Origin of the sequence: Niastella soli (assembly GCF_017742245.1) — a bacterium.
Taxonomy (GTDB): domain Bacteria; phylum Bacteroidota; class Bacteroidia; order Chitinophagales; family Chitinophagaceae; genus Niastella; species Niastella soli.
Genome location: NZ_JAGHKO010000005.1, coordinates 660915 through 685862 on the forward strand (window position 1 = coordinate 660915; position 24948 = coordinate 685862).

The following is a 24948-nucleotide window of genomic DNA, read 5'->3' on the forward strand; positions in this document are numbered from 1 at the left end:
TGCCATATGAACGTTTCTTTCAGAATGTTCCTGTATTGTCTTCTTTTGTTGCCCGGAATTGCCCAGGCACAGCAATTTTCATTTACCGATAAGGATAAAGGATTACAGATCGTGTACAGTTTGGCCGGGCCGAAGCTGGACTCAATAGCCGCTCATTTGCTGGCCAATGATGTCAAATTGGTAACTGGCAACCTGCCCCCGGTGATCACAGACCTGGCCAATGCAAAAGGGAATGTGATTGTAATTGGGAATATTTCCTCTCCGCTAATACAGCGATTTGTTGGCAGCCATACTGTCCTGGATGATCTGCATGGAAAGTGGGAGTGTTACGGAAAAATGGTAATTGATCATCCCGGTGGCAATATCTCAAAAGTACTGGTAGTTGCCGGCAGTGATACCCGCGGTACTGCCTTTGGTGTTTTTTCCCTTTCTGAATTATTAGGCGTATCACCCTGGTACTGGTGGGCCGATGTGCCCGTGACGCAGAAAAAGAAAGTAGCGCTTGAATTATCTCCTGAGATCTCCAGGCCGCCCACTGTAAAATACCGCGGCATCTTTATAAATGATGAAGACTGGGGCCTGCAACCCTGGGCCGCCAAAACATTTGAACCCGAAACCGGCGACATAGGCCCAAAGACCTATGCCAAAGTATTTGAATTGTTGCTTCGGTTAAAAGCCAACCTTATCTGGCCGGCGATGCACCCCAGCACCAAGGCCTTCTTCAGTTATCCGGGAAATAAAACAGTAGCGGAGGATTATGGTATTGTAATTGGTTCCTCCCATGCCGAACCTATGCTGCGTAACAATGTAGGCGAATGGGATGAAAAAACAATGGGCCCCTTTAATTATCTCACCAATAAAGAAAAGGTCTACCAGTATTGGGAGAGCCGGGTAAAAGAATCAACAAACATTGATGCCATATACACCATGGGTATGCGTGGCGTGCACGACAGCGGGATGGAAGGCGTTAAGAATTCCAAAGAAGCCGTACCACTACTGGAGCAGATCATAAAAGACCAGCGTGATCTGCTGGAGAAATACCGGGGAAAACCAGCTGACTCTATACCCCAGGTATTTACTGCCTATAAAGAAGTGCTGGATATTTATGACAGCGGTTTGAAAATTCCTGATGATATAACCCTGGTATGGCCCGATGATAATTATGGGTACATTCAGCGCCTGAGTAATAAGGAAGAACAAAAGCGCTCCGGCGGTTCTGGTGTTTATTACCATGCTTCTTATTGGGGCCGGCCGCATGATTATCTCTGGCTGCCTTCTACTCATCCGGGTTTGATGTATGAAGAAATGGATAAGGCCAGGCAGGAAGGTGCTACCCAATTGTGGGTGTTGAATGTAGGTGATATAAAACCACTTGAATATAATATAGAGATTTTTTTTAAAATGGCTTATGATCCGGAGCCAGTGATCTCTTTGATGTTGGACGACTGGCACAAATACTGGCAGGTAAGGAATTCGTTCGGTGCTGAAAAGATCTTACAGCAATATTATCAACTGGCATTTGAACGAAGACCAGAATTCATGGGCTGGAGTCGTACGGAACCAACTACACAAACCACTACCACGCAGTACAATCATTTCTTTTATGGTGATGAAGCGCAACAGCGGCTTGACAAATATGACTCTTTGGTAAAACAGGTGAAAGCTGGTTGGTTGAAAGCGGGTGCCAATGAAAATGCGGCTTATTATCAAATGGTATATTACCCGGTGGTGTGCGCTGCCTGGATGAATAAGAAATTCCTTTACCGCGATAAAGCCCTTTATTACGCCAAACAGAACCGGTTAAGTGCTTTTGATTATGCTGCACAATCAAAAGCTGCCTATGACAGCATTATAAAGGAAACGGAATATTATAACCACGTGTTGTCAGGTGGCAAATGGAAAAATATGATGTCCATGAAACCGCGTAACCTGCCCGTTTACCAGGAACTGGAAATACCCACGTTGTCAATTGACAGATCAGCCGGCTGGAGTATTGTCCCCGAGGGATTCGTTACTAAAGATTCCTCCCTGATACCAGGTAATGAGACCCTATTGCCTGCTTTTGATAATATAAACAGACAGCGGTATTTTATTGATGTTTTTTTGAACGACAACAAACCTGTTGATTGGAAAGCCACTGTCTCTGATAACTGGATCAGGCTTTCCAAAAAAAGCGGATCGCTGAGCGGGGAATGGGGAAAGAACCAGGTGCGTATTTGGGTAGACGTTGACTGGAATAAAGTGGGGATGAAAAAGGAATTGACCGGCAAGGTCCTATTTACTGGAGGAGGTAAACAGATGGAGGTGAATATACGGTGCCATCAACCGTTTAACAGGGACCATTTTACCTGGGGGCAGTATGCCGAGAATAACGGTTTTGTGTGTATCCATCCGATGAATCTACAAACCTTTCATAAAGGGGCTGCTTATCAGTGGGCGCCAAGGTTTGACCTTGGCTATACAGGTGGCGTCCTGGAAGTAGTTCACTCACCTGAGCGGGACCCCTATTATTCATTAAATACGGATAGCATAAAAAAGAATAGCGGATGGCTTGCCTATAGTTTTGATACCTATACGGCCGCAACGCCAACAATCACAGTTTATACAATACCCACCCAGCCGCTCAATAATAAGTTCAGTATGCGGTATGGCGTATCCGTCGATGATGGACCGGTTAAGGTCGTTGATTTTAAAACAGTGGGGAGAAGTGAAGAATGGAAGGAGAATGTTTTGCGAAACCGGGCTGAACGTACCATTCAGTTGCCGCATTTGAATAAAGGCCGACATTCGCTTAAAATATATGCGATTGATCCGGGTGTTATCCTGGATGAAATACGCATCGATCTGGGCGGTTTGAAAAAGGCATACAGTACCATTCCTCCAACTACAGACCCGAGGCTGGATTGGCGCCATCGAAAATGAAAAAATATATAGCATGAAGAGATTACGATTTGCCAGTTTGTTACTTATTTGTTCCGCTTTCCTTTCCTTCGATAAAGGGAATGGGGGAGTGCCGGTGAATGAAATAAAAGTAAAAGCCCCCTTTGGCACCGTGAGCATTAAAGTGCCGGATTTCAGTAAATGTATCCGCATCGATATCAAAGAAATGGGTGCGGTCCCCGGCGATAAAGAAAGAACGTCGCAGGCTATTGCTGCTGCTATTGACAAAGCCAGTGCAGCCGGTGGGGGCGTAGTGGTGATCCCCGAAGGCGAATGGTTGACTAAAACGATCCATTTTAAGAGCAATGTTAATCTGCATCTCAATAAAGGGGCGGTGTTGTTGTTCTCGGAAGATCCGGCAGATTACCTGCCGGCAGTGTATTCCTCCTGGGAAGGGATGGAATGTTATAATTATTCACCCCTCATTTATGCCTGGCAATGTAAGAACATCGCCATTACCGGCGAAGGAGAACTGAAAGCAAAGATGGAGGTGTGGGAGAAATGGTTTGCCCGCCCTCAGCCTCATATGGAAAGTCTCAAACGCCTGTATAACCTGGCCTGGAACCGTACGCCGGTTGAACAAAGACAAATGGTGAACGATACGGCGCACCTGCGGCCACAGTTTATCCAGTTCAACAGAAGTGAGAACATTTTGTTGGAAGGGGTTACCATTACCAACAGTCCTTTCTGGACCATTCATTTGTATTTAGCTAAAAACGTTGTTATCAGAAAGGTGAATGTATACGCCCATGGGCACAACAATGATGGGGTAGACCCGGAGATGAGCCAGAATGTGCTGATCGAAAACTGTACATTCGATCAGGGGGATGATGCCATCGCTATAAAATCGGGCCGTAACCCCGAAGGCTGGGTGCTGAAAACGCCTTCCAAAAATATTGTGATCCGCAACCTCACGGTAAAGAACGGACATCAGCTGGTGGCCGTTGGCAGTGAGCTCTCGGGCGGTATTGAAAATGTGTTTATCGATAGCTGCAAGGTTGTAGAAGGCGCCAAACTAAACCACCTGTTGTTTATTAAGACCAATGAGCGCATGGGCGGTTTCGTGAATAATATCTATGCCACCAATATTACCTCTGGTAAAATTGATCTGGGGGTGTTAGGCATTGAAACAGATGTGTTATACCAATGGCGTACGCTGGTACCTACTTACGAAAAAAGACTGACCCCCATAAAGAACATCTTCCTGGAAAACATCCATTCCGGCGACGTGAAATTTGAAACAAGGATCCTGGGACAAAAAGAGTTGCCCATTCAAAATATTTCATTGAAGAAGATCACTACCGGAACGATACAGGAGAAAAAGCATATCCATGAAAATGTGAAGGGGTTTTCGGAGCAGTAGCATGCACTCCGATGCATCGGAACGCCATTGGGGGCAATAGGGAATGCGCACATCAATGTGCCTGGTTAAAGATCTTGTTTAAGACACCCGCAAGCCGAATGCCAGCCTGTTCAATCCGTTTCTGCACAACGGGAATATGCGATTGGTAATAGCTGTCGTTTAGCTGGAGGGTTTTCATGGTATCAATTTCCGCATAGATCCCTGAGCTGATTGAATAGCTTTCCCAGATCCATTTCAAGGTTACAAAAGTTTACAATAGTACGTGTAGGTGTTTTCCCCGTATTTTCCTGATCTATTTGCGTAGTGAGTACATCTGTGCTTGCTGGTAACATGTATCTGATAAGGCAATAAAAAAGGGCCTCTTGCGAAGCCCTTTTTTTAATGCCTACTTGCAATTTTTATTGCTTGACGATCTTTACGGTTTTAATGCTGTTATCAGTACGCGTTAGTTTAATAAGATATACTCCTGTATTCAATGACTGGATATTGATGGTATTACCAGGCTTTGTTACTTTTTTTACTTCCTTGCCATTCAGGTCAAATATTGTCAGCGTTTGCACTTTTTCAGATCCTTTCAGGTACAACAGGTTGCTTACCGGATTGGGCGATATGGTCAATGCACTGTTTTCCGCTACTGTCAGTTGTTGCTGCATGGACTGGGTAGCCATTCTTGCCGATAAATTATCAGTGATGGTCAGGTAATTTATATTGAACCCGCCGGTTGCGGTAGCAATACCGATAGCGTAGGTGCCTGCCGGTAAAGTAACGTTATGTGCCACGTTCGTCCAGTTTTGCCAGCCACCAGTATTAGGGATGGTCACAGAGCCTAATTGTGTAGCGCCGGCATCTTTTTCCAGTCGAAGGGTGGTGCCGGTGTTGGGACTGGCCACGCGATAAATAACGCGATAAGTGCCTGCAACAGGGATGGTCACATTATACGACATCCAGTCACCAGCTTCTATATAACCAACATTCAATCCGCCCCCGGCATCTGTGGTGGCTTCTGTTTGTATGCCGGCCATATAAGTATAATCTTCCGCCTGTATCACTGTTGAGAAAGAAGAAGAGTTAGATTCCACTTTCAATGATGATGTGAGGTCATTAAAGCTGTCGTCAACCAGACAGGCATCGTCACTGGTTTTAACAATGGCAGTGCCACCAAAATTGTCGTTCTGGTATAAAGTGACTTTATAACCGCTGTTCACTTTGATCGAAGATATATCATCATTCAAGATACCCAGTGCATTCAGCTGGCTCAGGGTGTACGTGCCTGTATTGAGGCCAACGGCACTGCCACCATAGTTACAGTCTTTATAAACGGTTGCCACGCCACTGGTTGTTAAACCGGCATAACCGCCAACGGTAATGGTAGCCCGGGCAGGCGAAGGTGCATTGATAGTGGATGATTTTTCAAACACATCATCGTAACAAAATGAATAGGTAAGGCTGTTTAAGCTGATGTCGGGCTGATGCCAGAACTTACAATACCAGTTATACGGTGAGGTTACATAGTATTTCGACTCGGTGGAAAAATCCTGCGTGGCTCCAGTAGCCAGTGTAAGGTCTATGGCATGTCGGTTGATCGCTGCGCAAACCTGGGCCTGAACCACCTTATCCCATTGTCCGCCGCTGGCCATTACACCGCTGCCTTCCATAACTTCTGTATTGGTTGGTTTGTTTGAAATTACACCAACCGCCCCATCGGAGGTCCGGGTGAAAGTAAATACATTGCCCGATACGCGACCGCTCCACGTACCTGCATCACCGGCATTAAAGATCAGGTTCCCGCTGGTATATTTTGACCAAATGGCATCTATGTAAGCGCCAAAGTAGTTGGCCTGTGCGCCACCGCTTTGGAAGGCGCTTGTTTTAGAAGGGAATTTAATAATGCCATTGGTAGCATCATAGCAGCCGGCAAAAGCGGCGGGCGCCTGTGATTGCCATTGCGACAATATTTGCGCATGTGTTTTAAGTTCGCCCACTTTTTTATAAAAATTATTATTGCCCCACACTTCAAGACCCATTGGGTATTGGTACGAGTCAACCCGGGTGGTGTTGGCCCATAAACCATTGGCCGCATTGGTAAGCTCAATCATTTCATATCGGATGCCCTGGTTGGGGTCGGTAGGATTGGCCAGGTTGGGCGCGGCATAACCGCTTGGCGCACCTGAAGCACCGAAGAAATACAGGTATAACTGTGAATTAAAAGAGATCAATATTCTGCAGCCGGCAATGCCGGGGATATTGATGGTCTTATTAGGTATTTCGCTCAATTTGGCAAAACAGTTGGCATAACGACCGTTGTTGCCTGGTCCCTGGTTGCCGCCGATCACCGGGCCGGCTACTGTATTGTCAGATACGCTCATCAGTCGTACGGTGCCAGTTTTGGTATCGAGCCATACATGATTGTCGTTAATGATGCCTACAACAGCCACATATACATTGGCGTCGGTAAAGGAACTGTTGTTGTAGAGGGTAAATGGTACGGTGGACTGGCTCCGGGTGTTGTTTACAAACAAAAAGGAAAGTAGTAGTAGTAATGCAGTCCGGCGGCTATTGGTAATAGCACGCAAGGAAAAAGGCCTTCTAGTTTTCATTAGATTTAAAATGGTTTGTTAACGGATATTTGGTGCTAATTTACCGTTATTAACCGCTGCAAGTTTTCTTGTGGAAAAGTAAGCGTGGCTGAATAGCTAACGCAGGCATATAGATGACATTGGATATGTAGGTAACGGTAATATGTATTGCTAAAGGTGTTTTGGCGAGGGGCCGGGGAAATTGAATTGAAATTAAAAATGGAAATGCGAAGCTGTCCTCGTTGCAGTACATAATTGCTCTCTGGTGGTGGATAAATTCAATGTGATCAATTTAAATTATATTTATTTAATTCGTAATTTAGAGTGGTAATACATACGTCTCAAAAGCTTCTGGTCCAACATTCATTTCTGTTTTTAGTAGCAATCTGTTAGATACTTAAATTTTGTTTTTTTGATTGTGCAAACAATCATGAATTGTCTTAAAATATAACATATGTTAACTACGATTACAAATAAATATCCAGTAGGTTATATAGCTCCTGATTGTGTACCTCCCGTTTCAAATAATGAAAAGGAATTCTTTGAAGATTTAAGGGTGATCCTTAGGGCTGCCAAAGCCATCAAAAACCCAACCATTAATAAGAAGATTCTCGAGTTTTATTTGTCAGCATTAATATTTAAATATGCTGAATATAAAATTTCATGGTTGATAGAAACTAATTTAACTAATACCTTAAATCGGTTGTTGCATTATGTCCGAGAATCAGAATGCTCAAAGCTGTGACAAGCAAAATGAAGATGGTGGTTCAAATGGCCATGAAAATAAAGACAATGAACCTGTAATACCTGAGGCATTTTTGAATGAGCTTCCTCCAAAGGATAGGAAAGAAGCATTTTAAAAAGGAATGAGTGAGCCTGAGCGTTGAATTCGTTGATTACAAATCAACATCACTATCATCTGCTATTTCATAAGGTTGTTCCGGGGCCCGAAAATCATATTGGGTAATGTCGTAAATAATAGTTGCCAGTTCATCAAATTCCCAACTGTAGATGTTTTCACCAATTTCTATAGTACGGCCCTTGTAATCAAATGCAACCTTGCTTTCGGTACGGAGATCGTTGCTTGTTAATTTTCGCGTTTGGACCAGGTGGTCGATTGGCTGCCCCTCCATTTCGGGTGGAATATTGGGCTGTTTGATATGGTGCCTGAAGTTTTCGACCAGGCGCATTTCATACCGATGATCTCGTTTTTTTATAAGATCACCATTTACAACGGTAATATTAGTTCTGCTTACAATAAGGTTTTCTGATTTGGCTGCTTTGTTGATGTACCTGAAAGAGGCCATGATCAGTGCTAAAGAAAGCAGGAAAAACAAAATCCCTTTTATTAAATTATCGCTGGTGAGATCTCTACCTGTTACATAAAAAAGTAATGTGCCCGAAATGAAAAGTACAGCAAAGTAAATGGTGTCAAAGAGCTTTGACTGGTTGCCAAATGGTTGTGATAACAGGATGATTTTTCCGTCGGGGTGATCTTTAATAGTCATAGACAAGGTGTAGACATAAAGATACGGCCTAAAATTCTACCTGTTATTTTTTAGTGCCCGAAGCTTTTGATGGACTTACTCCATAGAATTGTTTGAACGCGGTGGTAAAGTGGGTGAGGGTATCAAAACCTACATCCTGATATACTTCTGACGGGCGTTTTTTCATTTCCCTGATAAGGAAATATGCTTCCTGTAACCGCCGCTCCTGTAACCAACGATTAGGGTTAGTATGAAAGGCCTTTTCAAAATCCCGTTTAAATGTGGCCAGGCTTCTACCTGAGAGATAGGCCAATGTTTTCATTTCTACATTATAGCCGAAATGCTGCTGCATAAAAGTTTCGAGGTCTGTTTTTGGGGGCTGGTCAAGATCGAACAGAATATTCTTGAATGCGGGATTTATTTGTAAAAGTAACAACAGTGCCTCCTGTTGTTTATAGTTCACAAGACCTTCAGTGACCGGCGTATTAAAATAGGGGAGTAACGTTTGGAAATAATTCTCCAGCAGCAGGCTGTTATTCAGGTTTATAACCGCGTCTTTTTCTGGAAAGGGTTCTTCATAACCAAGGTTGAACCGCCGGCCAAAGGTGGCAAGGGCTTCCCGGTTAAATTCAACCGTGATTGATCTGAATGGAAAAAGGCCATCGTTTTGGCGGGTAAACCTGGCGAGGAAGTTCTTTCGGCAGAACAGCAGGTCGCCCGGGACAAATACCTTTTTTTGTCCGGCATCGGTTACCAGTAATTTCCCTGAAATGACCTGGCACAATCCGTGTTCGGCAATTAAGGGATCTCCTATTACTTTTTTAGTTTCAAGGTGGGTATATAAAATGCCGGGAATACGGGGTGTAGATTGTTGCTTAATACTTTTGTTATCGATCATTCCAAGTGTAAAGATCAGAAAAAATAAATACAATTACCTGTATAATTTGTCCCTGATCTCGCGCCAGGTCACCAACTGAATATTATTTTCTTTCAGCAACTTTCCGCATTCGGCGCTTGAGAAAAAATCGAATTCTGTTTGTCGCCACGCCGAGCCCCAATCGATGAATCCCTTTGTAACAGACCTCATTTCCTCGTTATCGTATGCCGTGTGGATGATGAAATAGGTGAGGCCCACTGGTAAACTGCGCAAGGTTTGGGCATAATAGTCTGCCGGGTTGGAATGCATCATTTCCGGCGTGATGCTGACAATGGAATCTACGATGAGCTCATTTTTTGAGGTCAGGGTGTCCAGTTTGATATTTAACTCTCTTTCCATTTCCCGCGCAAGAAAAACGGGTATTTTAAATTCACGACCCACTTTGATATAAGCTTTTAAAAAATCAAGCTTCCTGACTACGGCAAACATGTGGGCGTCGAGATGGGTGGGGTTGATGCCAAACTGTATGGCCCTTCGGACCTGGCTGCGTATTTCTTCTTCTACCTGCGGAGTACTGGCAAATTGTTTAACACTGTCAACAGTTGAATACAGGAATCCCTGTTTGTTTATAAGTGTAGGCGTCTGTGGTGATGGAGTTACCGGTCCCCATTTGTAATTGTTCCATTCACTGGTAAGGGTAATATGTAAGCCAAAATCTACCTGGGCATGCTCACGTGCATAAGTGGCAATTTCGTTAAACCAGGGACATGGCACCATGATGCTGGCAGAGTTGACGCAGCCTTTTTCTATAGCGGTAATAGTAGCCGCATTTACCGAGTGCGAAACGCCAACATCATCAGCATGCAGGATCAATAATTTTGTGTTCTTCGGATAACCCAGTCGTTCAGCAATTGTTTTTTGTTGGGCCTGCAGAGATACCAGGCAAAAAAGGAAGCTAATCAGCATCAATGCTTTTTTCATATGGATGAGGTTTTGAACTAAACAAATATACCCAATTGTTCGGATTTTGTATCTTGGTAAAGCATCCCGGAAATTATGATTGAAATCTTCGATAATATCAGGAAACTGTACCGGTTCAATACACCTTGTAATGCACTGGCTGATCATATTGAGTTTTTTTCGGAATCTTCGCTCGAGGCGATGGATCGCTATATTGGTACAGACCAATTTACCGTAACCCTTTTCCCCAGTTATACGCCCACCATCTGGTTGAATCTGGGTTCTTCTTACCTGTTAAAGAATGGCAACGCCTGGCAGGCAGTGGATGAACGTACAGATATCTTACTGCTGCGGAGTGAAATTGTGGAACGCAGGAATCTGCCTACCGATAATATTTTTACCGTCAAGTTCAATCCCGGTGGTTTTGAAACCATCTTTGGAATAAGCCAAACCTCCATTGGTAGCGAAATTGTTCTGGTTGAAAATATCATTCCTGCCGCCTTTATTAAAAAACTAAAAGGTCTGGGTTGTTTTGAAGATAGGAAAGCGCTCTTTGAAAATTTCTTTCTGCAAAAACTGGAAAAGAACAACAAGCGTGATGGCTTTTACCTGCAATGTATAAAGGAAACGGTGCATGCCTTCGCTGGCGTTGGACTGGAATCGGCGATCAGTGAGCTGGCCAAAAAATTATACATCTCTGAAAAAACGCTGTACCGGTGTTTTACAAAAGTAGTGGGTACCCCGCCAAAGAATTTTCAGGCCATTACCCGGGCAAGAACAGCGCTAACGAACTATGTAGCCAACCCGGCCCATTTTTACCCCTGCGATCATGGCTACTATGATATGAGCCACTTCTACAAAAGCGTAGTAAAATTCACCGGTCAAAAACTTTCACAATATTATACTGCGATCCAGCAGCGGTAAGATTGTCCGATTTTTACTTGCCGCCCGCTCAACGGACTTCTATTTTTGTTCAAAACAGGAAGTATGAAATATGTCATGGTTGGCTTTATGTTATTGATCGGCTTTGCGACCGTAGCCCAGGGTGATGTACCCAGAATTGAGCCTTGCCCCTGTATGATAAAAGTAGATTCTGCCCTGATCTCAAAATGCGGCTATTTAATAGTGCCGGAGAACAGGCAGCAGCCTGCTGGCAGGACCATAAAATTGCCATTTGTTTATGTAAAAAAATCAGTGACCGATTCTGCGGTTACCCTTTTTACTACTGGCGGTCCCGGCTATAGCACCCTTGCTAATTTTACCGAAATACCGGCCAGGTCCGATTTCTTTCAATTCGGCAGTTTGATCGTGTTTGATCAGCGGGGGTCAAAAAAAGCAGTGCCCTGTCTTGATTGTCCCGAGATAACTGCTGCGAAGATCAAAGGGTATAGAGAAAATCTTTCCATAGATAGCTTACAACTGGAAGCGGAGAAGCAATGCCGAAAGCGGTTGGTATCGAAAGGCATTGATCTTTCCAGTTACACCACCATAGAAAGTGCTGCCGATATCAATGACCTGCGCCAGGCCTTACAGTTAGGTCCCTTGAATTTAATGGGTATTTCATACAGTGGCGGATTGATGCTTACTGTTGCCAAAAACCATCCGGAGTGCGTGAAGTCGCTAATTTTAAGATCGCCATTGCCTGCCTATACAAACTATGAAGAGGAGGGACTGTTCAATATTAATGAAGCGTTTGATCAGGTCTTTGTTGATTGCGAAGCCGATTCAACCGATAAAAGCACCTATGGCACGCTGAGAGAAAGGTTCCATCAGTACTTTGCAGCCATCACCGGAAAAACATTTGCCATTGGGTATACGATAAAAGGGGATTCATTAAGCCGGCAAATTCATTACACAAAGAAGGAATTGCTGGATGCGCTGTTGAACCGGTTAAACAGATGGCGGATAAGAGAGGTGCCATTTGTAATGAACGAAATGATCAATGGCCGACATGAGCCCTACATAAAAGAAGAGCTCGACGAAATTTTTAAAGGCGATGAAGGTCTTTCTCATGGCATGCGGTATTCAATTTATTGTTCAGAACAGATTGCGTATTCACGAAAAGAGCTGGTAAAAAAGCAGGAATTAGTACTGCCCTGGCTGGCTGGGTATGCGTTTAATAATGTTGACCATGCGATCTGTGACTGCTGGAAAGTAAAACCCGAACCGGCAACAGCTAAAGAGCCTGTATATTCAACCGTCCCGGCTTTTATTACTGCCGGGGATGTGGACCCCTGGTGCCGGCCACATTACAACAGACTAATAAAAAGATATATGCCCAATAGCCAGATCCTGATAGTGCACGACCAGGGACATTTGCCTTCCTTTTTTGTGAATGGAATCGATTATCTGAAAATGTTTATGCAGGATCCGTATAAGAAACTGGTGGCCGGCAAAGGCGTGGTGGTGGAGTAGTGAAAACGGGCCAGATCTGTTGGGTGGTCAATTGCAATCTGGTGTATGCCGGCGATCTGCGGGCGGGCGGCTACACCTATTTGTTATCTGAACTGGCCAACCGGTATGCGCAGCCAAACAGGTATTAAAATGAAGGGACTCTTTCCATAACCGGTCCCTGGCTAGAATGCTTAATTCCTGATGGTTTTGATCAAAAATTGCACCCGTTCCTCCACAGTAGTAAGTGGAAGCAGGTTGATAGTATATCCCAATTTCGAATATACAGTAACCATCATGTTATAGGTGGCTGTTGCTTCCAGTTCGGATTGTTTACGCTCATTATCTGTTGTATATATATCGGGCCATGGCGGCGCCAGGAAAACCTGTAAGTTATATTGGAAGCTTTGTGCGGCTTTTTCAATATGAGCCGGCACGGGTAGATTGTTCAACAGCAAATAGCCCATTACATCAGGAATGCCTCTGTCGAACAGAACAGGGCCCTGCCATTGCTGCGCTTGCCGGTAAGAACGCATTTCCCAACACAGCATTAGTTCCGCAAAGGCGGATTTGTCGGCCCAGGGTAGGGCAGGACCGCCAATGGCTATTTGGTCCTGGATGATGGCCCGGCCAGCCTCGGGCATACAGGGGATGCCCTGTTTGGCCAGTCCGTTGATAATCGAAGTTTTACCCGAACCCGGTCCGCCGGAGATGATATAAAAATTCTGCATAGGCCCTGAAGGTAGTGGATTAATTTTCTCTGCTATTATTAAAACGGTTATAAGCGAGCAACTACATCGGGGAACGCAATAAATTGTTGAGAACGATTGCTCGCGCATGCTAACCTTTGTGTTATCCTTGTTTGGTTATGGGGTATTTGGAGATATGACGGCAACGCTGGCTGCTTTCATTATTGGCCGGGATGCAGCCGAAGGGGATGCTCCGGTAGTCGGTTCTAAAGACATAGAAGGGTTAAAACAGCTGATCAGGACGTTAAGTGAACAGGTAAATGGCCATAAAATGGGGTAGAAGTGGACGCAAAGAGCGCGCGGATATTACTACAAAATATTGAAATAGTAATCGTTACGCTGAAAAAAAAGTCTAACTAAATTTTTCTAATTTTTTTGTCAGTTTAAAAGCTACACCTACATTTGCCCCGGAGAGATGGCAGAGCGGTCGAATGCGGCGGTCTTGAAAACCGTTGACTGTCACAGGTCCGGGGGTTCGAATCCCTCTCTCTCCGCAGTAAAAATCTTAACATGTAAAGCGCTGATAATCAGCGCTTTTTTTATGTTTTTAGCCTCTTGCGCAAAAATAGAGACCCCCGGACTTGTTACCGGAAGCAAAACGGAACTATTTAGGAACTTACAAAATTGGCAGAACTGGTGTGTTAGGAAAAAAGGGATATGAATTGTAAAAAAGGAAATGTTTTGAATATTAACTCTTAAACTCCAAACATGGAATGGCCTTTATTTATCTTTCAACTGTGTATACTGATTATTTTATATGTGGTTGGACTGATTTTGAAAAATTTTTTCCCTGCCTATTTTTCTGAAAAAGGAAAAAATATTGCTACGAAGGAAGATATTAGTGAGATTACAAAAAATGTTGAAGAGGCTAAAAAAGTTTTCACAGATAAAACTGAGGAATTAAAAGCGCAATTACTTTTTCAAAATCAACATAATCTAAGTTGGAAAGCAGCAGAGCGAGAAGCGTTAATTGATTATAATAAAAAAGTCTCTGCCTGGTTATATTTTATCATTCGCTTTCCTCTGTCAGATTATAATCTCGAAAATTATAAAGAGTTAAAAAAACAAGGGATTGAATTGGATAAGCGTCAATATGAATGTGACATCGCTGAAGCACATGTCAATTTATTTGACAATACAAAAGAATTGACTGAACACATTTTGAAAATTAATTTAGCAATAATTAAATTAGAAGGTTTGTTAGAACAGGCAATGATGAAAGCCTATCATCTTTGCGTAATGTATGAAATAAATATTGTTAATAAGCAACAGCAGGAAGTGATTGAATTGCATCAGAAATTATTATCAGACCTCCATGCTATATATGGGGAATTTGGTGAAAATCGTACGAAGCAATTTGAGGAAGCGGCGGAATATCATGCTAAAATTGGAAGAAACATTAGAGAGAAATTACGTGAAATTAATAAATAGAACTTCGATCAATAATCAACTAGTTTTTTTAATGGAACGTTTAATGCTTCAGCAATAGAAATTAACGTATCCAGCGTAACACTATACTTTGCATTCTCAATCCGCTGAACCGTAATCTTCGATATTTCTGCTGTATCGGCAAGCTCCTGTTGGGACATACCGGCTTTTTCCCTAAGTACCCTTAGGTGTGTTGCAAACGCTTTTATAGATGCCGGATTTTTCACCGGCTCAAAAGTCGGCTTCGGTTAAAATTTTATGGATACATATATGTATCCAAATGCGTATATTTGGATATAGGGGGAAAAGGAATGGCTTCTTTTAGGAAGAAGTGTTATACAAAACCAGTCATTTGCCAACATAATAGAGACTTATCAAAGGATTGGTATGTATTCTTTCGTTTCAAAAACGAAGGAAAGGTTCATTTCTATAAACGACGGGAAGGTGTTAATAGAATTGAGAAACTAAATGCCCGGCTCTCCGCCATAAAGGAACTTCGAGACGAAATTGAGTACGATTTAGAAAACGGCTGGAACCCCATAACAGACCCGAAACGAGAATTAGAATATAGCCCCTTTTTGCAAAATATAACTTCAACGAATAATGGAAGTAAAAGAGGAAGAACAAAAAAGCAAACTAAGGTAGAGATATACCAATACTTTTTAAACAAATAGGGTAAAAATTAACAAAAAAAATGTTGTCCAATGGATACAAAAAAACGCATGAAACCCTTGCCTGGCAAGGCTTTCGTTGAATTGGCAATTACGGAAGTAAAAACGGAAGTAAATAGCCATATTAATTAAATTTAACTTCGAAAAGCATTGATAATTAATTAGTTGAAGGTGATAAATGAGGCGATCGCGAATCCCTCTCTCTCCGCAAAACAAAATAAGTGCCCCCAATAGGGGGCATTTTTCATTTGGGAGGGTGGCGAGCTTGCTCGCCAAACCGGACAAAGGAAAAAGGCCAGGCGCGATAGCGCCGCACTTGTTTAGTTTTGACGATCCCCACCTTAGGGATCGCCGGAGGCAATCCCTCTCTCTCCGCAAGAAAGAAATATAATTTGTAAAGCCCTGTATTTCAAAAGAATACCGGGCTTTTTCTTTTTCTTATAATCTCCGGTAACTTAGTCTTGTTTTTTGGTTAAATGATTTAAAATGAATGCTTTATGAATTTTGATACAGCTGATAAATTCAAAAGTTAGTGAGTGATTGGGACACCTTAAATGAGTGATATAGTGAGTGATTCAGTGAGTGGTAAAAGAGGCAAAAAAAATCACTCACTGACCACATTATAACTTTCTTATAATCAGGTTGTACTACTGTTTGATCTATTGTACCATTTTGGAGGAAAGTGGAGCTTACAGGTAGGAGCGATGTGAATGATAGGCATATTGCAAATAAGATCAGCAACAACTGTAGATCGGGTCTATGGTATCCACCCAATACGTTTCAACCGGTAAATACAACCCAGCTAAAGTGTAATTTTAAACGATAACGGTGCTATCCTTAAGTTATCACATCTGTTAAGCATTTCCCCAATGCTGACATATACGCTCCGTTAAGGTATTTCTGATACAAGGCACTGATGGTGTTGTAAGTACATCTCTGCAATGCCGTGTCCTCCGATCCCTACTCTGCAATTTTCTATTACCCGATTTTGTTGACTTAAGTCAAATAAAGTAATACGTTATTATGAATTGGTCATATTATTTTAATATTGCTGTAGAATTCATAATATCAGTCTAGCACTTAGGCTACGTTTTCAGTTTCCCAACCAACTCACTTTTGATTCACATAATGCGTGGTTAAACATTCGTGACGACCACTTAATCTATTGTTTGATCAGTTAAACCTGAACGGTTAAGCCGCACTGTATAGAAATCAAGTATGCAATGAAAGTTTATGTTACCGATGATGGTCATTATATGGAAAGAGATGATTTAATGCAATATTTAAGACTATTGAAAGATACTACCATGGTAGACCTATCTAAAGAGCAGTTTGTGAAAAGGATTTGGGATAATAACTATTTTGGAGACAGTATAATAAATCAGGAATGCTTTTTAAAAATGAAACAGGAATTTTAAAGACAATTATAAATGCACCTTTATTTAAACTTTGCCAGGAATAGTGAGCCTATTCCATGGCTGAACCAGCTATTTACTCTGATTCCAAAGTCGCCGAAATTCAGATCAACGGAACACCTTGGTTCTCTTCCACAGAAAGATCGTTTACTGGTAGTCCCGTTTTATTATAAGATGTGGCAATAAAGGGAGGCATATTACCATGTGTGTATTGCCGGTGAAATCGAACCATTGAGAAATTGAAACAACATGATTATATTTAGTGCAGGGGCTTCTGATCCATGGTATAATCGCACCATTAAGGAATTGAAACTATTAATTTAAAATTGCTTCATTTGAATGGGCCTTTTTTTAATCGCACCATGAGGAATCAAAACCTCAATATCGTCATACCAGCTTATGCCGAGGTTATGGGTATAATTGCACCATTGAGGAATTGAAACAACCCTTTTCCGCAGTGGCCATTGGAGCTTGCGGTATAGTCGCACCATCGAAGAAATGAAACTTGTATGTGGAAATAGTATTCAATAAATTGTAACAGAATTGATTATGATGCGAATGCCGTTTTTCAGACGATTATGAATGGTTGGATGAAACTCATTTTTCAACACACAGTTAATGACATGGATAAGTGCTTTCACATTTTACCCTGAAAGGAATGGTTTATCAGGGTTAGTCGGATTCGTGATTGATATCTCGATCAATGATTCTTGACTTTCGTCAAGAATTAAGCTTGAAAAAACTGAGCTTAATCACATTTTCTTCACAGTACTAAAAGGTCTTGCTGATTCATTTTATTTTTCATTTACCTTAGGTTAAACGATACCCCTTTGCCATATGCGAATTGCATTAACCTTAACACCATGTGCCAGCCATGGTTTATTGCCTATCAATTATCAGTATCCGCTGTCTGCAGCGATATACAGGATCATTCAGCGGGCCGATGAAAAGTATTCAGCCTTCCTTCATAAGGAAGGATATAAACTCAATTGGAAGAGTTTTAAGCTGTTCAGTTTTTCTGATCTACGTATGCCATTTCGCATTCAGGGAGACCGGCTTTACATCCATAGCTCACCGGCTTCGCTTATTGTCTGTTTTCATATAGAAGAAGCAGCGGCTAATTTCATAAAAGGGTTATTTATCAACCAGCAGCTAAATATTTCTGATAAAATAAGTCGCGCACAATTTTCTATTAACAATGTTCAATTGTTACCAGATCTCTTCAATTCGGTTCATCACACTGAACCGGAGGTAGTATTACAGCCCATATCTCCGTTAGTGGTAGGAAGGAAAAATAGTAAGGGGAATTATGATTTTCTGAACCCGGGAGATCCGGATTTTAATGAGTGGTTTATTCACAACTGGATAGAGAAGTATAAGGCAATTAATTGTAATGATTCCATAGACGTGGAAACAATAAGGAGCTGTATCGCCGTACGACTATTAACCTCAGGACAGGAAATTAAAAGCAGGCTGATCACCATAAAAGCATTTACTCCACAGCAGACTCAGATACGAGGGTTTACCAAATTCCGTATAAAAGTGAAAGCTCCGAAACCGTTGTTACAGCTGGCTATGAATTCTGGTTTCGGGTTATATAATGCACAGGGGATGGGCTGTATGGAGGTGAGTGAAATGATTGGTTAACACTAAATTATTATTAGAAGAATGACAAAAGAACTTACCAATTTCATCAAGTCTTTAGATCCGGATATGAAGATGCTGGGAATGAGACCTAAAGAAGGCCTTCATATCCTGCTTCGTATACAGGAAGAAGAGGGGCGGGTATCTATCGACGAACATTCCATTGTACAGACTGCTTTTACCCGAAAGAAAGATCAAACACCGGAGGAGGTGCAATTTTTAAAGCGATGCGCTAACCTTATCCAGTTAACTTGGTGTGTGAATACCAATAAGTGCTTTGATTTGCCTATTAAAGCTATCCATTCCTGTTCGCCTTACTGTTTGGCAGTGAAAAAGGAAAACCTGACTGGTGGCGAGAAGTATAAGGAAAATAGTAAATCGAAAGTGTATGAGCGCATTAGCAGCTATTATGCTAAAGCCAGTGAACTGTTAGAAACGGATGAAGAAAAGCAAATGGTCAGGGTATTTGAGCAGGCACTTAATTCAGAAGAAAAATTTAATGCCTGGCTTACAATGTATCCGGAGTATGAGCAGTTGAAAGATAATGAATACGTCATCTTTTATCTTGATGTACCATTGAGCCGGTACGAGACAACGAATGCGCGTTATCTTGCCGACAAGCTTTTCAACACAAACGAATACAACAAAAGGGTAGCGGGAGAGATATTTGGTACATCTGACTTCTTCAATGGTTATCCCACCAAGAAGCCATTTCTATCACATCAATCTGCAAGTTTCGATATTGCCGCCCGTATTTCCGCAGAGCAAGCCAAACACCTTTTCGAGTTTCAGGATATCATGAACCGGAATATCCTTCCCAAACCCTTGCCTATTTTCATTCATCAGGAAGAGATCACGCAAAAGGCAGGTCGCAGCCTGGAGGATTCTGCTATGGCTATTTTTAAAAGAGAGGCAGAGAAGGAGGAGCGGGACAGCCGGATAGGCTATCGCGAGATCATAGAAGAACTATATGAAAAGCACGGTGACGAATTAGGCAACTACTATTTACTTTTTTACGATCGCGGCGAAATCAAGGACTTTGACTTTGTTCCCAAATTCGACTATCTATTATGCGATGAAAAGGGAGGGAGGTGGGCAATCGAAGACCTATTTAATGGAGGTAACGATCAATCCATCAAAAATGTATTCCATTTTCAGCAGGCAGTTCTGCTACTGATATTCAATAATGGGCTGGTTGTTAAAACCAGGGCCGGTGGCTTCCAATACAAATACTTCGATGAGATCGACAGTAAGTACACAAAATCAGCCGCCACTTACCTGCATATTTTGCAATATCGTAAAGCATTTTATGATTTCATTTACAAATCAAAACGACAGTCTGTTACTGCAGCGATGTTCGATAATATTTTACGAACATCGGTATTAGAAGATATCAGGCTGGATGAAATAAAAAGCAGCTATCATACTGAAGACCGTAATATTCGAAAGAAACTCAATATTTGGTTTAGTTTAAAGGAAAAATTTAATCAATCATCACATAAAAAAGAAGAAACGATGGCTAATAAGCTAAAAGAGCATCGTGAGTTTATTAAGAAACTCGTAGCGCGCGAGGCGGATATTGAAACCGATGAGCAATACGCATTCGCTGCCGGACAGGTGATTTTCTATCTAATGTCAAAAAGTAAAACTGCAGACCGTAGCTATAAGCGACTGGAGCCGTTTCTGCAGCAAGTACAGGCAAAGCAATTGAATATGGCCATTTCGAGAATGTTCAATGCCTATAAGCACGAGCGGTTTTCCGGCAATTTTGAAAATCCATTTGCGCAGGTGGTGGCTTACGATACATCGGGAAATATCCGTGATCTTATTCCGACCTTGCTTTCCGGTATCTTTTCAAAAAATTCACTCTTTAGCGATAAAGAATATGAAGATGTAATTACTGTCGATTCAGAAGTAGAAACCAATAACTAAACTTAACCCCAAAAATGTTACAAATGAGCACTCCATTCAATAACCGGGTATTTGGTTGCGCTATAATCAAAGCCATTAATTCCAATTACAATGCCGACTTTAGTCATCAGCCGAGAACCCTGCCAGATGGTACCGTGTATGCAACTGATAAGGTGTTGAAATATTCTGTTCGCAACTATATCTCTAAAAACTATCCCGGAGAAAAGCTTTTCTATTTCAAGAGTTATAGTGAGGAAATGCAACCGCGCAATCTGAAGGAAACATACGTTAAGAACTTTGGTGACTTCCCAAAGGCGGATAAGAAAGATAGTTCAAAAGCCCGCAAAGCGGTATTGAGTAATTTGCTGCAATGCGTAGATGTTCGTCTGTTCGGAGGTACCTTTGCTGAAGAAGGCGCTAATCTTTCTATTCACGGTACTACACAGTTTACTCATGGCGTAAACCGCTTTCCTGAAGGAGTGATCTATTCAGAGCAGATCTCTGCTCCCTTTCGAAACTCCAACAAAGATAGTGCTGATTTAATGCAAACCACATTGGGCAACCAATTCAAATTAAAAGAAGGTCATTATGTACATCATTTGTCGATAAATCCACGTAACCTGGAAGATATGAACAAGGCCGTGGACAGCACTGGCGTAACTGCGGACGATATTGAAAAACTAAAGGAGGCGTTAAGAAATGGTGTTACATTCTACGATTCTTCGGCCAAGGCCGGAGTGGAAAATGAGCTGTTGTTTTGGGTGCAGTTGAAAGAAGAATCGAAAATGGTAATGCCCTCTTTTGTAGAACTGGTAACGGTCGGTCTGGACGAAGGGCGGAGCATTGATTTTGCAAAGGTTACGGCCCTGTTGCAAAAAGAGGCTGTAAAAGCACAGGTGGAGAAGATCGAAGTGTATTATAATACTGCTATCACAACCGTTGTCAATCTCCCTGCCAATGTACAGGTACATGAACTAAATTAAGGGGCTATGGTAAATGAAAAATTGATTTCGTTTGACCTGTATGCGGATTTTGCTTTTTTCAAAAAGCCTGATTTTAACGATGGACTGCAGCTTTCGTATAATATGCTTCACAAGCCTGCATTGCTGGGTATTTTGGGAGCCATTACCGGACTGGAAGGCTATAAGCTAAAGGGTGAATTACCGCAGTATTATCAACTACTTAAAGACATGCCAGTAGGCATTGAACCTTTGCGGCACGAGTGCGGCAACTTCCAAAAAACATCGGTAAAGTATACCAATGGAGTTGGTTATGCCAATGCAGATGGCAACCTGCTGGTAGAGGAAACAATGTTAATAAAGCCAGCCTACCGTTGCTATCTGCAATTAGATTTAACGAACAAAACGCAGGCAAAGATTCATGAGTATATCTGCACGGAACAATGTGAGTATATCCCGTATTTAGGAAAAAATGAATTCCAGGCCTGGGTAACCCATATGCAGGAGTGGAATACCCTGCCACTGAAACCATCTGCTTCATTCAGGATAGATAGCCTTTTTGTAAAAGAAGGTTCAGTACGCAACCAACGGGCGGAAACAGAGATAGCATTTGCCTTCGATAATCTGGAATCTATTGGAACTTTCAGTTATTTCGAAAGACTACCTACCGGGTTTAATGAAGAACTAATGCAGTACCAGCTAAGTGATTTTGCATTCACAGACTGGAAATTAAAGCCTGAATCTAAGATCTCTTCGCTTTATCAACTGACATCCTTACGGGAAGAAAAAATAATCCAACTCTTCTGATGTTGCCATCTTTTGCAGACATATTGACCAATATGCCTGATATCGCAAGCAGTCTTGACGGACATGACCGGTATTGGGCGCATATTCATCCTTCAAAGAAAGAAGAGCTGCTGGCAGCGCATACAGTACTAGTCAATAGGTATGCAGAAAAATTAGTAAGAGCGCATCATTTGGATGCCGTCATCGATTCACTGATAACAGCGCATGTAGCCGGCTGGGAAGATGCAGCACAATGTGCAGTAATTATTAAACAATGCTTTGTAGGCGCAATCGTTTTTCATGATTTTGGGAAAATCAATGAAAACTTTCAACTCCTGCGAATGCAGAATTTCAATGGCTTTACTGAAAATAAGAACATCTTATTAAAGCCCTCTTATGGGCATTCTAAGCTGGGTGCCTTTCTCTATTCTTGTTATTACATTGATTCCATCTTTAAACTATCTGTTTCAGATAGTTCAAAGTATCTCCTTGCAGCACACTGTTTTTTGCTCTCCTACAGCATTAATCAGCATCACAGTCCGGCACTTTTTTCAATAACTGAAAGTAATGGCTATCTGTCGGATTTTAAGGGTATGTTTGAATCTCTTCGATGTTATATTCAGCAGTACAACTGGTCCCTCGATGAGAAAAACGTCATCAAAGTCCTTGATGACATGGAGAAGGTTTGGCTAGGCAATAGGTGGAGCAGGGCGTACAAACCTTTTCCTTTTTACACACTCATCAAACTAAATTTTTCACTGCTCACCGCGGCTGATTATTTAGCAACGCATCATTATACAGCTAGTAATGAAAATGGGAATGAAGGTGAAACATTTGATTTTGGTGTGTTCGATAAAAGGGAAAGGGTGGAGCAAATTGCGGCACACCTACATTCATTCAAACATAACCAGGCTGCCTTTAGTAAGGCTAATAGCTATTGTTTTGAACACCCTGCTATCCGTTCAAGGGATAACCTGAACAAGCTACGCGAAGAGATGGCAGTTGAGGTTATTCAGACGATAAGAGCGCATGCAGGAAAACGGCTGTTTTACCTGGAGGCTCCTACAGGCGGTGGAAAGACAAACCTTTCAGCCATTATAGCGACAGAACTGCTGCTTGCCAATCCGGAACTTAACAAGATCTTTTATGTTTTTCCTTTTACTACACTCATTACTCAAACTTTCGGATCATTAAAAGAAAGTACCGGACTAAAGGATAATGAGATCGCTGAATGGCATAGTAAGGCTGGGTTAGCATCAAAAACCGATATAAAAGAGGAGGCGAGAAAGGATGGACTATATGCTGACAGTAAAAAAGATTATATCGACCATCTCTTTGGGCTTTATCCTGTTACGCTACTTTCACATGTAAAGTTCTTTGATATCCTGAAGACCAACAGCAAGGAAGTCAATTACCTTTTGCACAGGATGGCAAATAGTGTAGTGATTATTGATGAGTTGCAGTCCTACAATCCGAATGTATGGGATAAGATGCTTTTTTTCATTAGCGAGTATGCAAAGCACTTCAATATCCGGTTTGTGTTGATGTCAGCTACTTTGCCCAAGATCAGTGGTTTAAAAAAGGGAATGAATAATGTTCCAGACTTTGTGGATCTTTTACCGAATGCGAGAAAATACATTACTAATCCCAATTTTTCGCAACGTGTTACATTTAATTTTGAGTTGTTTGATTTGGGTAAAATAGAGATTGACCGATTGGCAGATTTCGTACTTGAAAAGTCGATTGCTTATGCGGCAAAACACAACGGTGTAAAGACCATTGTAGAATTTATTTACAAGAAATCGGCTGCTAAGTTTTTTCAACAAATACAAAATACTGGTATCTTTCATCAAATATTCCTGCTTTCGGGTACTGTGCTGGAATCAAGGCGCAAGGAAATAATCAACTATATCAAACGGGGCAATAGTAAAGAGAACATCTTGCTGATAACCACACAGGTAGTAGAGGCCGGTGTGGATATCGATATGGATTTAGGATTTAAGAACGTCTCGTTGATAGATTCGGACGAACAGCTTGCAGGTCGTGTTAACCGTAATGCCAGCAAGACTGCTTGCGAAGTATACCTTTTCAAAATGGATGACGCCCATATACTTTATGGAAAAGATTATCGATATAAAAAGACCCGTGAGGAGATAGATAGCGAAATCTATCAGGCCATTCTAACAGGAAAAGATTTTTCGCAACTCTATGAAAAGGTAATTGGATTTATTGATGAATCCAATAAACCGTTATTCAAAGGCTCTATTATGGATTACACTGATGGCCTGTTTCATTTTAATTACCCGGAAGTTGATCGTGGATTTCGCATTATAGAGCAGGAAAGTGCTTGTGTATTTGTACCGCTTGATTTGCATTTAACAATTGATGGGGCAAAGCAGAGTGAACGGGATACCATTTTCAGCCAATCGGAGTTGGATTTTCTTTCTCAATTTGACATTTATCCTAACCTGGAGAACCAGATTTCCGGAGTAGCAGTTTGGAGTCTCTATGAACGACTAATCGAACGACATATGGAACATAAAAAACAGGTTCGGGGCTTTGATATTCAGCAAAAGATAGACTTTAAGCGATTGCATTCAATCATGTCAAAATTCACTTTTTCCCTAATGCAGTTTGCAAATGACTATAAGGAGCTACAATTATTTGGTGAAGAGAAATATGGCTATCTCTATCTGCATGGCTGGAACGAAAAGAGGATAGAAGGTAAGCCATATAGTTATGAAAACGGCTTGAATAACGAAGTATTCATGACCTCAAATTTCATTTAACC

Annotated in this window: 20 protein-coding genes and 1 tRNA gene; 14 read left to right on the forward strand and 7 right to left on the reverse strand. The window is 41.8% G+C overall.

What is annotated here, in order from left to right; translation table 11 throughout:
- Positions 1–6 precede the first annotated feature (6 nt).
- Entirely contained in the window at positions 7–2922 is a 2916-nt protein-coding gene (locus J7I42_RS23105; RefSeq protein WP_209141246.1) for a glycosyl hydrolase 115 family protein, read from the forward strand.
- Between the two features lie 13 nt (positions 2923–2935).
- Entirely contained in the window at positions 2936–4303 is a 1368-nt protein-coding gene (locus J7I42_RS23110) for a glycoside hydrolase family 28 protein (RefSeq protein ID WP_209141247.1), read from the forward strand.
- 52 nt (positions 4304–4355) lie between these two features.
- On the opposite strand, the gene J7I42_RS23115 is transcribed toward J7I42_RS23110, so the two are convergent.
- Together J7I42_RS23115 and J7I42_RS23120 are read right to left on the reverse strand one after the other, a co-directional pair.
- A complete protein-coding gene (locus tag J7I42_RS23115) occupies positions 4356–4541 on the reverse strand; it encodes a S1/P1 nuclease (protein WP_209141248.1) in 186 nt (61 codons plus the stop codon).
- A 160-nt stretch (positions 4542–4701) separates the two neighbouring features.
- Positions 4702–6900 (reverse strand): beta-1,3-glucanase family protein, encoded by a 2199-nt coding sequence (locus J7I42_RS23120; RefSeq protein WP_209141249.1) that lies wholly within the window; start codon positions 6898–6900, stop codon positions 4702–4704.
- Positions 6901–7333: 433 nt separating this feature from the next.
- Between J7I42_RS23120 and J7I42_RS23125 the strand changes: the two genes are divergently transcribed.
- The gene (locus J7I42_RS23125) at positions 7334–7624 is read left to right on the forward strand and encodes a hypothetical protein (protein WP_209141250.1); all 291 of its coding nucleotides are present in this window, start codon (positions 7334–7336) and stop codon (positions 7622–7624) included.
- Between the two features lie 151 nt (positions 7625–7775).
- Here J7I42_RS23125 and J7I42_RS23130 read toward each other — a convergent pair whose 3' ends face one another.
- Genes J7I42_RS23130 through J7I42_RS23140 form a run of 3 tightly spaced genes read right to left on the reverse strand, consistent with a single transcriptional unit; the run spans position 7776 to position 10224 of the window.
- Entirely contained in the window at positions 7776–8387 is a 612-nt protein-coding gene (locus tag J7I42_RS23130; protein WP_209141251.1) for a hypothetical protein, read from the reverse strand.
- A gap of 43 nt (positions 8388–8430) precedes the next feature.
- Positions 8431–9264 (reverse strand): AraC family transcriptional regulator, encoded by an 834-nt coding sequence (locus J7I42_RS23135; protein WP_209141252.1) that lies wholly within the window; start codon positions 9262–9264, stop codon positions 8431–8433.
- Positions 9265–9297: 33 nt separating this feature from the next.
- Complete coding sequence (locus J7I42_RS23140; RefSeq protein WP_209141253.1) at positions 9298–10224, reverse strand: polysaccharide deacetylase family protein; 927 nt, start codon at positions 10222–10224, stop codon at positions 9298–9300.
- A gap of 75 nt (positions 10225–10299) precedes the next feature.
- Here J7I42_RS23140 and J7I42_RS23145 point away from each other — a divergent pair, with 75 nt between their 5' ends.
- A complete protein-coding gene (locus J7I42_RS23145; RefSeq protein WP_209141254.1) occupies positions 10300–11127 on the forward strand; it encodes a helix-turn-helix domain-containing protein in 828 nt (275 codons plus the stop codon).
- A gap of 63 nt (positions 11128–11190) precedes the next feature.
- Complete coding sequence (locus J7I42_RS23150) at positions 11191–12618, forward strand: alpha/beta hydrolase (RefSeq protein ID WP_209141255.1); 1428 nt, start codon at positions 11191–11193, stop codon at positions 12616–12618.
- Positions 12619–12788: 170 nt separating this feature from the next.
- Here the strand turns inward: J7I42_RS23150 and J7I42_RS23155 are convergent, their stop codons facing one another.
- On the reverse strand, positions 12789–13325 hold the full coding sequence (locus J7I42_RS23155) for an AAA family ATPase (protein WP_209141256.1): 537 nt from the start codon (positions 13323–13325) through the stop codon (positions 12789–12791).
- Positions 13326–13431: 106 nt separating this feature from the next.
- Between J7I42_RS23155 and J7I42_RS23160 the strand changes: the two genes are divergently transcribed.
- The 3 genes from J7I42_RS23160 (at position 13432) to J7I42_RS23170 (ending at position 14774) form a co-directional block, all read left to right on the forward strand.
- On the forward strand, positions 13432–13623 hold the full coding sequence (locus tag J7I42_RS23160; protein ID WP_209141257.1) for a hypothetical protein: 192 nt from the start codon (positions 13432–13434) through the stop codon (positions 13621–13623).
- Positions 13624–13752: 129 nt separating this feature from the next.
- A tRNA-Ser gene (locus J7I42_RS23165) sits at positions 13753–13837 on the forward strand.
- Positions 13838–14051: 214 nt separating this feature from the next.
- Entirely contained in the window at positions 14052–14774 is a 723-nt protein-coding gene (locus J7I42_RS23170) for a hypothetical protein (RefSeq protein WP_209141258.1), read from the forward strand.
- An 8-nt stretch (positions 14775–14782) separates the two neighbouring features.
- Here J7I42_RS23170 and J7I42_RS35715 read toward each other — a convergent pair whose 3' ends face one another.
- Complete coding sequence (locus J7I42_RS35715) at positions 14783–14998, reverse strand: helix-turn-helix domain-containing protein (RefSeq protein WP_209141259.1); 216 nt, start codon at positions 14996–14998, stop codon at positions 14783–14785.
- Positions 14999–16665: 1667 nt separating this feature from the next.
- On the opposite strand from J7I42_RS35715, the gene J7I42_RS23180 reads away from it, so the two are divergent.
- The 6 genes from J7I42_RS23180 to cas3 all read left to right on the forward strand — a co-directional run bounded on the left by J7I42_RS23180 (position 16666) and on the right by cas3 (position 24946).
- Positions 16666–16860: a hypothetical protein gene (locus tag J7I42_RS23180; RefSeq protein WP_209141260.1), complete on the forward strand. Its 195-nt coding sequence runs from the start codon at positions 16666–16668 to the stop codon at positions 16858–16860.
- Positions 16861–17694: 834 nt separating this feature from the next.
- Entirely contained in the window at positions 17695–18504 is an 810-nt protein-coding gene (gene cas6 / locus J7I42_RS23185; protein ID WP_209141261.1) for a CRISPR-associated endoribonuclease Cas6, read from the forward strand.
- Positions 18505–18525: 21 nt separating this feature from the next.
- A complete protein-coding gene (locus J7I42_RS23190) occupies positions 18526–20433 on the forward strand; it encodes a hypothetical protein (protein WP_209141262.1) in 1908 nt (635 codons plus the stop codon).
- Positions 20434–20456: 23 nt separating this feature from the next.
- Positions 20457–21395, forward strand: coding sequence for a type I CRISPR-associated protein Cas7 (locus J7I42_RS23195; protein WP_209141263.1), 939 nt, complete (start codon positions 20457–20459; stop codon positions 21393–21395).
- Between the two features lie 6 nt (positions 21396–21401).
- Positions 21402–22178, forward strand: coding sequence for a CRISPR-associated protein Cas5 (gene cas5, locus J7I42_RS23200; RefSeq protein WP_209141264.1), 777 nt, complete (start codon positions 21402–21404; stop codon positions 22176–22178).
- A 32-nt stretch (positions 22179–22210) separates the two neighbouring features.
- The gene (gene cas3 / locus J7I42_RS23205; protein WP_209141265.1) at positions 22211–24946 is read left to right on the forward strand and encodes a CRISPR-associated helicase Cas3'; all 2736 of its coding nucleotides are present in this window, start codon (positions 22211–22213) and stop codon (positions 24944–24946) included.
- The last annotated feature ends 2 nt before the right edge of the window (positions 24947–24948 follow it).

Bases quoted from the DNA above. Each gene is read 5' to 3' on its own strand.
- J7I42_RS23105 (WP_209141246.1), top strand. From the start codon at position 7: ATGAACGTTTCTTTCAGAATGTTCCTGTATTGTCTTCTTTTGTTGCCC.
- J7I42_RS23110 (WP_209141247.1), top strand. From the start codon at position 2,936: ATGAAGAGATTACGATTTGCCAGTTTGTTACTTATTTGTTCCGCTTTC.
- J7I42_RS23120 (WP_209141249.1), bottom strand. From the start codon at position 6,900: ATGAAAACTAGAAGGCCTTTTTCCTTGCGTGCTATTACCAATAGCCGC.
- J7I42_RS23125 (WP_209141250.1), top strand. From the start codon at position 7,334: ATGTTAACTACGATTACAAATAAATATCCAGTAGGTTATATAGCTCCT.
- J7I42_RS23130 (WP_209141251.1), bottom strand. From the start codon at position 8,387: ATGACTATTAAAGATCACCCCGACGGAAAAATCATCCTGTTATCACAA.
- J7I42_RS23135 (WP_209141252.1), bottom strand. From the start codon at position 9,264: ATGATCGATAACAAAAGTATTAAGCAACAATCTACACCCCGTATTCCC.
- J7I42_RS23140 (WP_209141253.1), bottom strand. From the start codon at position 10,224: ATGAAAAAAGCATTGATGCTGATTAGCTTCCTTTTTTGCCTGGTATCT.
- J7I42_RS23145 (WP_209141254.1), top strand. From the start codon at position 10,300: ATGATTGAAATCTTCGATAATATCAGGAAACTGTACCGGTTCAATACA.
- J7I42_RS23150 (WP_209141255.1), top strand. From the start codon at position 11,191: ATGAAATATGTCATGGTTGGCTTTATGTTATTGATCGGCTTTGCGACC.
- J7I42_RS23155 (WP_209141256.1), bottom strand. From the start codon at position 13,325: ATGCAGAATTTTTATATCATCTCCGGCGGACCGGGTTCGGGTAAAACT.
- J7I42_RS23160 (WP_209141257.1), top strand. From the start codon at position 13,432: ATGCTAACCTTTGTGTTATCCTTGTTTGGTTATGGGGTATTTGGAGAT.
- J7I42_RS23170 (WP_209141258.1), top strand. From the start codon at position 14,052: ATGGAATGGCCTTTATTTATCTTTCAACTGTGTATACTGATTATTTTA.
- J7I42_RS23180 (WP_209141260.1), top strand. From the start codon at position 16,666: ATGAAAGTTTATGTTACCGATGATGGTCATTATATGGAAAGAGATGAT.
- cas6 (WP_209141261.1), top strand. From the start codon at position 17,695: ATGCGAATTGCATTAACCTTAACACCATGTGCCAGCCATGGTTTATTG.
- J7I42_RS23190 (WP_209141262.1), top strand. From the start codon at position 18,526: ATGACAAAAGAACTTACCAATTTCATCAAGTCTTTAGATCCGGATATG.
- J7I42_RS23195 (WP_209141263.1), top strand. From the start codon at position 20,457: ATGAGCACTCCATTCAATAACCGGGTATTTGGTTGCGCTATAATCAAA.
- cas5 (WP_209141264.1), top strand. From the start codon at position 21,402: ATGGTAAATGAAAAATTGATTTCGTTTGACCTGTATGCGGATTTTGCT.
- cas3 (WP_209141265.1), top strand. From the start codon at position 22,211: ATGCCTGATATCGCAAGCAGTCTTGACGGACATGACCGGTATTGGGCG.